Annotated in this window: 11 protein-coding genes and 1 pseudogene; 5 read left to right on the plus strand and 7 right to left on the minus strand. The window is 67.6% G+C overall.

From position 1 onward, the window contains the following. The 3 genes from ACFU5M_RS32860 to ACFU5M_RS32870 form a co-directional block, all read right to left on the minus strand. A partial coding sequence (locus tag ACFU5M_RS32860) for an LLM class flavin-dependent oxidoreductase (RefSeq protein WP_379055222.1) occupies window positions 1-590 on the minus strand: 590 nt, incomplete at its 3' end. Between the two features lie 15 nt (window positions 591-605). Next, complete coding sequence (locus ACFU5M_RS32865; RefSeq protein WP_379055224.1) at window positions 606-2,822, minus strand: MMPL family transporter; 2,217 nt, start codon at window positions 2,820-2,822, stop codon at window positions 606-608. Between the two features lie 54 nt (window positions 2,823-2,876). After that, window positions 2,877-3,803: a ParB/RepB/Spo0J family partition protein gene (locus ACFU5M_RS32870; protein ID WP_379055226.1), complete on the minus strand. Its 927-nt coding sequence runs from the start codon at window positions 3,801-3,803 to the stop codon at window positions 2,877-2,879. A gap of 159 nt (window positions 3,804-3,962) precedes the next feature. Between ACFU5M_RS32870 and ACFU5M_RS32875 the strand changes: the two genes are divergently transcribed. Beyond that, complete coding sequence (locus ACFU5M_RS32875) at window positions 3,963-4,562, plus strand: TetR/AcrR family transcriptional regulator (RefSeq protein ID WP_379055228.1); 600 nt, start codon at window positions 3,963-3,965, stop codon at window positions 4,560-4,562. An 83-nt stretch (window positions 4,563-4,645) separates the two neighbouring features. On the opposite strand, the gene ACFU5M_RS32880 is transcribed toward ACFU5M_RS32875, so the two are convergent. Both ACFU5M_RS32880 and ACFU5M_RS32885 read right to left on the minus strand, forming a co-directional pair. Next, window positions 4,646-4,909 carry an ectoine synthase gene (locus ACFU5M_RS32880; protein ID WP_379055230.1) on the minus strand — a complete coding sequence of 88 codons (264 nt, stop codon included), beginning with the start codon at window positions 4,907-4,909 and terminating at the stop codon, window positions 4,646-4,648. Between the two features lie 97 nt (window positions 4,910-5,006). After that, complete coding sequence (locus ACFU5M_RS32885) at window positions 5,007-5,996, minus strand: zinc-binding dehydrogenase (RefSeq protein WP_379055232.1); 990 nt, start codon at window positions 5,994-5,996, stop codon at window positions 5,007-5,009. A 150-nt stretch (window positions 5,997-6,146) separates the two neighbouring features. On the opposite strand from ACFU5M_RS32885, the gene ACFU5M_RS32890 reads away from it, so the two are divergent. The 3 genes from ACFU5M_RS32890 (at window position 6,147) to ACFU5M_RS32900 (ending at window position 7,914) form a co-directional block, all read left to right on the plus strand. Continuing rightward, complete coding sequence (locus ACFU5M_RS32890) at window positions 6,147-6,851, plus strand: AraC family transcriptional regulator (RefSeq protein WP_379055234.1); 705 nt, start codon at window positions 6,147-6,149, stop codon at window positions 6,849-6,851. Between the two features lie 228 nt (window positions 6,852-7,079). Next, window positions 7,080-7,355: a GlsB/YeaQ/YmgE family stress response membrane protein gene (locus tag ACFU5M_RS32895; RefSeq protein ID WP_379055236.1), complete on the plus strand. Its 276-nt coding sequence runs from the start codon at window positions 7,080-7,082 to the stop codon at window positions 7,353-7,355. Between the two features lie 355 nt (window positions 7,356-7,710). Further along, complete coding sequence (locus ACFU5M_RS32900) at window positions 7,711-7,914, plus strand: hypothetical protein (protein WP_379055238.1); 204 nt, start codon at window positions 7,711-7,713, stop codon at window positions 7,912-7,914. Window positions 7,915-8,172: 258 nt separating this feature from the next. Here the strand turns inward: ACFU5M_RS32900 and ACFU5M_RS32905 are convergent, their stop codons facing one another. Together ACFU5M_RS32905 and ACFU5M_RS32910 are read right to left on the minus strand one after the other, a co-directional pair. After that, window positions 8,173-8,913 carry a GAF and ANTAR domain-containing protein gene (locus ACFU5M_RS32905; protein ID WP_379055240.1) on the minus strand — a complete coding sequence of 247 codons (741 nt, stop codon included), beginning with the start codon at window positions 8,911-8,913 and terminating at the stop codon, window positions 8,173-8,175. Window positions 8,914-9,108: 195 nt separating this feature from the next. Further along, window positions 9,109-10,272 (minus strand): LysE family translocator, encoded by a 1,164-nt coding sequence (locus ACFU5M_RS32910; protein WP_379055242.1) that lies wholly within the window; start codon window positions 10,270-10,272, stop codon window positions 9,109-9,111. A 310-nt stretch (window positions 10,273-10,582) separates the two neighbouring features. Between ACFU5M_RS32910 and ACFU5M_RS32915 the strand changes: the two are divergent. Continuing rightward, window positions 10,583-10,889 (plus strand): annotated as a pseudogene (locus ACFU5M_RS32915) (lytic transglycosylase); the annotation flags it as partial.

A 10,889-nucleotide genomic window follows, 5' to 3' on the forward strand; every position in this document is an offset into this window, starting at 1 on the left:
CCGCCGGCGGCTACCCAGATCTCCGGGCGGGTACCCCGGTACGGCGGCACGTCGAAGACCGCGTCGCGCAACGGGAAGTGGGGCGAATCCCTGGTCACCAGGCGGCCGTGGGAGTCCCACAGTGCCCTGATGGTGGCCAGCGCCTCCTCGAACCGTGCGACCGGAGCGGTCCAGTCCACGCCGTAGGGCTCGTTGTTGTCCCGGATGCCGGTGCCGATGCCGAGAATGGCCCGGCCGCGGCTCAACTGGTGCAGGGTGGCCGCGGCCTGCGCGGTCACCGCGGGATTGCGGCGGCCCGCGTCGGTGACGCCGACGCCGAGCCGCAGGCGGGCCAAGCGGTTCTGCGCGGCGAGATAGCCCAGCGCCGTCCACGGTTCATAGATCCCGTCGGCGTGTGGTGCGAGCCGGGTGATGCCGACGTGCCGCGGTTTCCAGATCGAGGCGGGCAGGATCGAGGGTAGGTGGTCGGTCACCCAGAGCGAGTCCGCTCCACCCGCCATCGCCACCGAGCGGCTGCCGCGAAATTGCAGGTCGGGCGCGAACCGGGTGTAGACGCCGGAATCCATCACACCTGTGCGGAATTTCGCCATGTTGTTCCTATCGCATTATTTGGGTACTGGTTCGAGATCGGCGCTGGTCTCGGGAATTTCGATCCTTCGGTGCCAGTGGGCGAGCCTGGGCGGCGCCCACCAGTTGGCCGCGCCGAGCAGGCGCATCAAGGCGGGGGCGAGCACCCCGCGGATCAACGTCGCGTCGCTGAGCACGGCCAGGGTCAGGCCGAGTCCGAACAGCTGGATGAACGACACGTGCGAGGTCACCATGCCCGCGAAGGCGATCGCCATGAGGCAGGCGGCGGCGGTGAAGATACGTGCGGTTCGGGCGACGCCGGTCGCCACGGCACGGGTGTTGTCACCGGAAGACAGCCATTCCTCGCGAATCCGGGACAACAGGAACACCTCGTAATCCATCGAGACGCCGAACGCGATGCAGAACATCAGAATCGGCATGGTGGGCACGAGATAGCCGGTCGGGGTGAAACCGAGCAGGTCAGACAGGTGCCCCTCCTGGAATATCCAGACCATGGCGCCGAAGGTCGCCGCCAGCGAAAGCGTGTTGAGCAGCAGCGCTTTGATCGGCAGCAGCACGCTGCCGGTGAAGAAGAACAGCACCACCAGGGTCGACAGCGCGATCACGAAGACAGCCAACGGAACCTTCGCACCGAGCGCGTCGAGCGCGTCGACACTTTCGGCCGCCGCGCCTCCGAGCAGCGCGCGGCCCGGTGCGGGGACCGCGCGCACGTGGTCGAGCTGGTCGATCGCGGCGGGGGAGTAGGGGTCGAGCCGGGTGCCCACGCGCAAGTAGGTGCCCGCGTCGTCGCGCATGCCGGGTGGCGCGGAGGCGACTTTCAGCCCGCCGGTATAGACGCCCGCCGCCGACAGCACGGACGAGACGTTCTCCACGCGCGACAAACGCTCGGCATACGCGGCGATTTCGCCGTCGTCGCCCCGGTAGTCGGGCATGGCCACCAGGACGCCGGCCATCGCGTTCTCGCGGAAGCCGGTGCGCAAGGCGTCGCCGACCACATTGCTGGTCGACCCGGCGACGACCCGGTCGTCGGCGGCGCCGAACCGGATGGACAGGAACGGTGACCCGAGCACCAGCAGCAATGCGATCACTGCCAGCGCGGCCACGACGGGGCGGCGCATGACCAGCCGCACCGCGCGGTACCACCGGGTCTCGGTGACCTCGGCGGGCTCGGGTTGCGGCCGGTGGAATCGGCGGCGCACCAGCGCCCGCAGGTCGAACGCGTCGACGCGGGGGCCGAGCAGCGCGAGCGCCGCGGGCACCAGCAGCAACGTGGTGAACACCGCCGCCCCGAGCACGGCCAGTCCCGCGTAGGCCAGCGACCGGAGGAAATACAGCGGGAAGACCAGCAGCGTCGACAGCGACAGCGCGATCACCACACCGGAGAACAGGACGGTGCGCCCCGCCGTGCGCGCCGTGCGCGACACCGCGGCGGCGGTGTCGCGTCCAGCGGCGAGTTCCTCCCGGAACCTGCTGACCATGAACAGGCTCGAGTCGATCGCGACCGCGAAGCCCAGTGCGCTCATCATGTTCAGCGCGAAGATCGACACGTCGCCGACCTCGGTGAGCAACCGGAGGATCGGCAGCGTCGCGAAGATGTTGAACACACCGACCGCCAGCGGGATCAGCGCGGCCGTCACGCTGCCGAACACCAGGATGAGGGCCAGGCCGGTCAGCGGTATCGCGATCGCCTCGGTGATCAGCAGGTCGGTGACGATTCGATGGCTCATCTCGTCGAAGGCCACCGCCTGGCCGCCCGCGCGCACGGTGATGCCGTCGAAATCGCCGCTCACCTGGTCGGCGATCAGGCCTGCCCGTTTGGGTGCGTCGGTGTCGTCGCCGCTGACATGGGCCAGCACCAGACCGCCGCGGCCGTCGCTGCCGCGCAGGCCCTGCCGCAGATCCGGTGGAAGTTCCCAGTAGGACTGGACCGCGTCGACCTCGCTCCGGCCGCGCAGGTTCGCGGTCAGGCGCTCACCGACCGCCCGCGCCGCTGGGCTTTCGAGCCCGTCCGGCGCGGTGACCAACAGCACGAGATTGGGCGCGGCGCCGGGGAATTCGCGGTTGAGGAAGGCGGCGACCTCGGCAGACTCGGTGTCGGAGGGAATGTAGCCACCGGATTTCAGATGCGCGGGCGCCGACCAGCCCAGCCCGACGCAGACGATCCCGATGAGCAGCGCGCCGTAGAGAATGGATCGCGGGCGCCGGATTGCCAGGCGTGCGAGACCAACAAGCATGATGAATGACCTTTTCTCGAGCTCCGGCCGTGGTGAATGCGTGTGCGATCGGTGCTACTCGGTGGCGCCGGTGTCGAGGTAGCCGGCCAGCGCACGCCACTCCTTGGCATTGCGGTGAGCGAGCTCGGCGACGGCCGGAATGCAATGCGGCGGGACCGTGGCCACCAGCGCGGTCCACACCTCGCGCTGCATCGAGTGTGTGTGCAACCAGCGAAGCAGGTCGCGGCCCTGCTGGCTGTGCCGCATGGCCGGGTCGCGAGTGAGCTGCTGCAGCAGCAGCGCGCTGCCCTCGGGCTGGTCGGCGGCATTGTCGTGTTCGTGGGATCCGGTCTCGCGCAGGCGTTTGCGAATCGCGTGCGCGGTGCTGATGGACACCTCGGCCGCGGCGGCCAGTGCGCGCAACGGCATATCCGGCGAGGACGCCAGCAGTTCGGCGACGCGGCGCCTGCGCTGCGCGCGGTCCATCGGCCTGCGCCTGCCGTCGGCGCCGACCCGGATGTTCGACTGCGGAATTTCCGCACTCGAACGTTGCCGGAGCGTGGCCACCGTGCGCGCGGACAGCCCCGTGGTGGACGCGATGGCGCGGTCGGACAATTCCGGCATCGTCTCGATGATCCGCTCGGCCGCCGCTTTGCGATCCGAGAGCGTCAACGGCAGCCCGTGCGTCGTATTCAGCTCGACGCCGCGCAGAAAGGCTTCGGCCGCTGTCCCGTCGAAGAAAACGACTTCGATGTCCTCGCGGCCGAGCCATTGCGCCGCGCGCAACCGGTGCATTCCGTCGATGACGCGCATCGTGCTGCGATGCACCAGAATCGGCGGTAATTCGGTGTCGCTCTCGGCCAGGCGTGCGATATGCCGGCGGTCCTCGCCGTTCGACCGCGGCGAGTCCGCGGGCAACAGTTCCTCGATCGATACGAGATAGCGTGCGTTCGATGCCAGCGGCACCACATCGCCGCTCACCAATTTAAACTCGGCGGACATTTCGAAACCCCCAGGGTCGCCCGGAATCAGATCGGTCCTCGATGACCCGGTGGTCCATCCGGAACCCGGCTAGGCTTCGACCGACCGATCGGTCACAGCGTAGGTGCGGCCGGTGCGCGACACTAGGCTTTCCAGAAAGAGTCGGGAGAATTCGAAAGCATGACAGTCATTGCCGACCCCGGTCGCACGGCCCTGCTCATCGCGGGCACCGTGGTGGCGGAACGCGAGGGGCTGCACCGGCTTTCGATCAACGCGGTGGTCGAGGAAGCCGGGATGGCCAAGGGCACCTTCTACCACCACTTCGTCAATCGCCGCAGTTACGTCATCGCGCTGCACCGCCGCTTCTTCGACGCGCTGTCGCAGTCGGTGGCCGCGGCGCTGGCCGGGATTCCGCCGGGGATCGAACGGATCGGCCCCAGCCTGGATGCCTTCCTGGATGCCTGCCTCGACGCCCGCGGTACCGAGGCATTCATGGTCCAGGCACGCACAGATCCGGATCTGCGCGAGGAGATTCGCCGCCGCCACGAGCTGTTCATCGCGGTCGGCCGGCCGGACATGGTCGCCGCCGGATGGCCGGACCCCGACGCCGCCTCCCGGATGAAGGTCGCCATGGTCGGTGAGATCTGCATCGCCGAGCTGACTTCCCGGCGTGCCCGTCCGGATCTGCGCATCGCGGCCGTGCGCATGCTGACCGCCGATCGCACCGCATCGCTTGCCGGTGAGCCGCCCGGGGGCGATACGGCGTGCGCTGACCGATGACCAGAATGCGCCAGCGTGAACAACTTTCGTGTTTCGTCGGCGCTCGGACGGATGCCGTCGCCGGCAGGTTGCTGTGGCCGCGGCTACGAAGCGGCCATCTCCTCGGCGATGGCCGCCGCGAATGCGTCCACATCGGCCTCGGTGGTGTCGAACGAGCACATCCAACGGACCTCGCCGGAGCGCTCCTCCCACGTGTGGAAGCGGAACCGTTTCTGCAGCCGCTCGGTGTGGTCGGCGTACCACATCTCCAGTTCGGCGCCCGCGCGCACCACTGTGTCGTTCACCGAGAAGCCGGCCTTCTCGCCGGTGAGCACCAGACGACGGCTGGTCCACGTAGGGCCCTTCACTCATGCTTATCGCGTCGTCCGGCAGCCGCCGGACCTCTCGTCCGCACCACCGCCTGAGTCGGAGCCGGGAGGGTGGCGGGTCGGCGGCGCACATGGGTCAGGGGACCACGACCACCTTCCCGGTGGCTCGGTTGTTCTCCATGTACCGGTGGGCCGAAACGATGTCGGCCAGACCGAAGACACGGTCGATGTTGGGGCGATAGGCACCGGCCTCGACCTCGTGGACGACCCGCTGCAGCATGGTCGTACCCACGCTGCCTTTCACCGTGTCGCTGTGAAAGGCCGTGAGTTTCGTTCCGGAGGGGATCATCGCTATCGGTTCGAAATGGTGCAGCGACCACCCGCTGAGCGAGCCCGTTACGCACACGGTCCCGCCGCGGCGGACCAGGTGCAGCGAGCCCGCCGCCGTGCTCGCCCCGACGAGATCGAGCACGTAGTCCGGACCTTCGGGCCAGACCGCGTGCACGCTCGCCGCCAGTGTGCCACCGTCGTCGAGGAGTGCGTGGTCGACGCCGGTCGCGGCCAACGCGTCGATCTTTTCCGGCCGCCGGGTCGTGGCCGCGGTCTCGATACCGTGGCCGGACGCGATCGACGCGGCCGCCATCCCCACCGACGAGGTCCCGCCACGGATCAGCAATTTCGCTCGGACACCCGGCACGACCCCCAATGCGTCCAGCGAGCCCTGCGCGGTCAGATATGTCTCGGGAAGCGCGGCCAAGACCTCCCACGGCAACGTGGTGGTGACCGGCATCAGCAGTGCGTTCGGCAACAACGCGTATTCCGCGTAACCGCCGTCGAACTCCCGGCCCATCTCGCCCATTACCGCCGCGACGGTGGTCCCCTCCGGCAACCCGGGATCGGTCGAGGCCGCCACGATTCCGACGCATTCGATCCCGAGCACACGTGGGAACGTCACGTTCGGAGAATGGCCCTGCCGGGTTCTGAGCTCCGACCGGTTCAATCCCGCGCCCTTCACCCGCACCAGGCTCCAGCCCTCCCGAACCGCTGGTACGGGCAACTCTCGAATCTCCAGCGTCTCCGGGCCACCCGCTTCGACACAGACCGCCGCTCGCATCGTCGTACTCATGTGTTCACTGTCGCCCGGAGCCGGACCGGCCTGCCACCGATAGAATGCCAATTCATGCCCGTTGGCCGCCAACATCCCCGGCCCGGTGCGACCTCGCGGATATGGCCGACCGGAGGGGTCCATACCTGGCCGTCGGGGGGAACGAGCGCGGTGCATTCCCACCCGCGCGGACACCTCGTCTACGCGGCGCGCGGCATCTTGTCGGTGCACACCGACCGTGGCACATCGATCGTTCCGGCCAATCGAGTCGCGTGGACCCCCGCCGGATTCACGCACTACCACCGCACGCACGGCCACACCGATATGCGGATCGTATTCCTGCCCGCATCCCTGGCCCGGCACGTACCAACCCATCCTGCCGTGTTCACAGCGTCCGGTCTCGTCCGCGAAATCCTCCTCACCCTCACGGATTCACGCGACGACGACCGCGTCGCAGGCGCCCATGAGCGCGCCGCGCGCGCTCGCCTTCGCCGGGTTCTCGTCGATGAACTTCGCGAAGCCCCCGAGCAGCCACTGATCCTGCCGGAGCCGCATGACGACCGGTTGCAAGCCATTGCGCGAATGCTGCGCGAAAACCCGGCGGACACCACCTCGCTGGCCGAGTTCGGGCGAAAGATCGGAGCCGGCGCTCGCACTCTCAGCCGCCTGTTCCACGACGAACTCGGCATGACCTTCTACGAGTGGCGCACTCAGCTACGCATCTATCACGCTCTCGTCCTGCTCGCCGACGGCCACGACACCACCCACGTCGCACACGCTTGCGGATGGGCGAACCCCAGCGGCTTCATCGCGGCCTTCGCCGACATCATCGGCACCACACCCGGTCGCTACCGAGCCGCGCATCCGGCGAAGTAGCGAATACAAAAGATTGCCACCGTGCGAACCGGACCGAGCAGGTCACGGCCATGCCGGCAGCCACCGATCGCAGCGACGCGCACGGGCGGTTGTGCGCGTCCGCCCGCGTATGCCTGCCGATCGAATACGACACCGTGGCAGACGGATTGACTGTGACCACTGCGGGTATGTCGAGCGCGAACGCACGCTCCCTTCGGAGCAGCTGGACCGAATGAAACGGAGAACACCATGCTCGGACTCGGCATACTCGGCTGGATCATCATCGGCGGTTTGGCGGGGTGGATCGCCAGCAAGATCATGAAAACCGATGCTCAGCAGGGCATCCTGCTCAACGTCGTGGTCGGCGTGATCGGTGGTTTGCTGGGTGGATTCCTGCTGAAGCTGTTCGGGGTGGATGTCGAAGGCGGGGGTCTGTGGTTCAGCTTCGTCACCTGCCTCGGCGGCGCGGTGATCCTGCTGTTCCTGGTCGGACTGGCGACCGGGCGCCGCGGTGCACTGCGCTGACCTATCGCGAAGCTGACCTATCGCGAACCCGGGGTAGCCGCACATGGGTGACGGCTATCCCGGGTAGCTGACCGCTTTCCGGTGCGCTACGACAGATCTTGTTCGGATCGACTGGGTGTTGGAGCCGCGTCCGCTGGTCCGGATATGCGTACGAGGTCGGTGAGCCGGCCGACCTGGTCGGCCTAGCCCATCGGCTTGCCGTGCGCTTTCATGCTTCCGGCGCGAACGCTTCGGGCAGCCGGTTCGAAATAAGCTGCCGGGAGCCATGTTTCCCGCGGCGTCTGGGTGCTATTCGGTGAAGGACTGGATCAGCGCCCCGGCCAGGGGTGCGACCGGGCAGTTCGAGGAGGATCTTGTGACCGAGAAAAGCCATCGTTCCGCGGAGACCGGCGAATATGTGAGCGAGGAGACCGCAGCGGAGAACCCGAAGACCACGCTCGGCGAGGATGAGCCACACCATGGTGACCACCGGCGCGACCGCTCCGCGATCACCGGGCACTTCGTCAAGCCCGACACCAGTCGTCGCCACCCGGACACCACCGTCACCGAAAACGGGTGACATCCCGGATGCGGGGAGCGGTACGGCTGATCGCACGAACCGAGGACCGGAACTCATCCCGGCCCTGACTCGGTCGGCGCTGTGCCGAGGGCCCCTGTCCCGACGGGGGCCCTCGCCGCCGGTTGCTGCGCCCCGAGCGCCGTGCCTCGGGATCTCGACCTGCCGATCATCCGACTCGGCGCGGGACGAGGAACGCTTGTTGCGCTGGATCGGAGGTGCCCGCCGTCGCCGCCGAGAACGTCGTTCATCCGAGGCGGCTCATGGGCGCGGGGGGAGTTCGCCGCTGTGCGTGAGGTATTCGGCGATGTCGGCGAGCTTGGTGTTGGTGTGTTGACTGGCGCGTACGAGTAGGGCGAAGGCTTGATCGGCGGTGAGTTTGTGGCGTTCCATCAGGATGCCTTTGGCCTGCCCGATCAGATCGCGGGTGTCGATCGCTCGCGCTAGTTGGGTCATCTGCTGGGCGGAGGCCAGCGCCACGGCGGCGTGGGCGGCGAACAGCGACCCGACGTGCTCGGATTCGGCGTTGAACGCGGCGGGGGCCGGCGCGTAGAGATTGAGGGCACCGAGGTCGTTGCCGGTGACATAGAGCTGGAAGGACAGGATGCTGCCGATACCGAGTTCGGCGGCTCGGGCTGCGAAACGCGGCCACCGTGGTTCGTCGGTCGTGTCGGGCAGAGCCACGATGCGCTCGTTGTAGAGCGCGTCCAAGCACGGTCCTTGCCGCAGGTCGACCTGCGCTCGGTCGACTCGGTGAATCAGGTCGGCGGTGGCGACCGGCGTATGCATCGTCTCGCGTTTGTCGCTGATCAGTATCCCCGCGTAGGTGGCGCCGGGCACCGTCTGCACGGCGGCATCGACAATGCCGCGCAGGGTGTCGGCTACATCGTCTCGTTCCTGCAGGTAACGTGCCAGATCACCCAACCGCGCAGCCAGATCACCCGGCGCTGCGGAGGGACCGGTCCGGGTATTGCTGTCGTCGCTGAGGCGCGCATCCGTCATCGTCTGCCCGTCTTTCCGAAAGCTCACGGATGGCAGGTGCCGTCCAAGGAGCGTCGGCCTCGCCCTGCTCCGAAGGACAGTGCACACCACCCTACGCGCGAACCCGTGGCGTGGCGGAACAACGGCAGCGCACTTCGGTTCGGTAGGCCTGTGTCGGTCGTTGTATACGGTGGAGCGCGACCTGATGAAGCGGGGCTATACCCGCGCGCGGTCGGTGAAGGCGAGCGCGCCGCCGAGACCGGTCAACGCGACCCCGGCGAGGGTATCGACGGCGATCTGTGCCCGGCGACGCTGGAGCAAAGCGTGGAAGCGCGTCGCTGAAGCGACGAACAACAGCCACCAAGCGCAGCCGATGGCTATGTCGAGTACACCGAGCAGCAGCACTTGGGGCGTTACCGGACTCGCGGGGGTCAGGAACTGCGGCAACACCGCGACGAAGAAGAGCGCCGCCTTGGGATTCAATACATTGGCAGTGAACGCTAGAGCCCACGCCCGTGCACCCGGTACCGATGCCGGTGACGACACCCGAGTGGCCCGCTCGGCAGCCCAGCGCCAGCCGCGATAGCCATCACGCAACGCGCGCACACCCAGAACGACTAGGTAGGCCGCTCCAGCGAGTTTCACCACGGTGAACGCCTCGGCGCTGGTCAACAGGATCGCCGACACACCGATCGCGGCAGCCGTCATATGCACGATCAAGCCGCATTGAACTCCTACGGCCGCGCACACGCCCGCAACTCGGGAGCGAGAAGCGTGACGCAGAACGACAAACCAATCCGGACCGGGAATCACATAGGCCAGCAGCACCGCTGCGACAAAACCCCACACAAGACGAGCGTCCATCCGAAGTCTCCGGTTCCTCGACCAACCTTCCCCAGCGTAGGTCCCCACGCGTGACCGCAAGGCACATCTCGGGACCAGGCACTGGCCGGTGCGAATATGCAAGGTAGCAGCCATCTTCGAGCCCGCAGCCGGACACCGGCCGTCGCCGGACGCGCGCGGGAGGAGTTGCCGTTGTTCGACGCCCCACCACCCGGCCGGTCGAGCGATCGTGTCAAGCGGCGTCGGAGGCGACGGTAGGTGGTTGCTGTGCCATCGATGCGGCACGCCACGCTCCGGGCAGCAGGTCGGACTGCCCGCATTACCGGCCTGATCCGGGCCGGAAGCGTGCCGCGCGCAATCGTTCTCGTGCGCCCTATCTGTCAACGCCGTCGCCGGTGAGCTGGTGGCTCGTCTGCCGCCGCCGGAGGGATACCGGCCGAAGATCGGCGACGTGGTCACGTTCGACGGGGCCGAAGCGGGCGGAGACCGGTCTACTTCGCGAAGAATTAGCTGGATCCGCGCTACGCGCACCGGCATGTCGAGTGCGCCAGAGCATTCGCGAAACCTGCTGTGCGACAGCGCTGAACGAAACGGGCACGGGCGTGGGGGAGCGCGGGCCGGTACTCTGGATTCAAAGCGGCTGCGACGAGTATTAAGTTACTGCGAATTTCCCCGATCGTACCCACGATGTACTCGTAGTTGTGTACCGTATGTTATCGCAGGTTCGCTTCGCATCGGCGAAGTGGGCCGGGGTCGGGTACACGACCCCGCAGAAGGACTCCGTTGTCCGCGCGCGGGATGCATCCGCTCCGAGACGCGGACGACGTCGAGGATTGGGTGTGGCCGAATGCGTGTATCTGCTCCGATAACGGTCTCGGCTTTGGTTGTTGCTGGTGTGGTGGTGAGTGGTTCGGGGGTGCATTCGCCGGTGGGGGTGTCGGCGCCGGAGGTGTTGTCGGCGGCGGCTTCGGGTGGGGGTGTGGTGGGCGAGTCGGGGGTGGTGGGGTTGTTGCCGGTGGCGGCGGAGGGGCCGCGGCGGTTGCGGGCGGTGACGCCTGGGGTGACGCCTGGGGTGACGCCGTTCGCGGGTGTGGTTCCGTTGCAGGAGGTCAGGTTGCCCGCGGCGGGGGGTGCGTTGGGGATTCCGGAGGTGG

It is taken from the genome of Nocardia sp. NPDC057455 (assembly GCF_042802775.1).
GTDB lineage: Bacteria > Actinomycetota > Actinomycetes > Mycobacteriales > Mycobacteriaceae > Nocardia.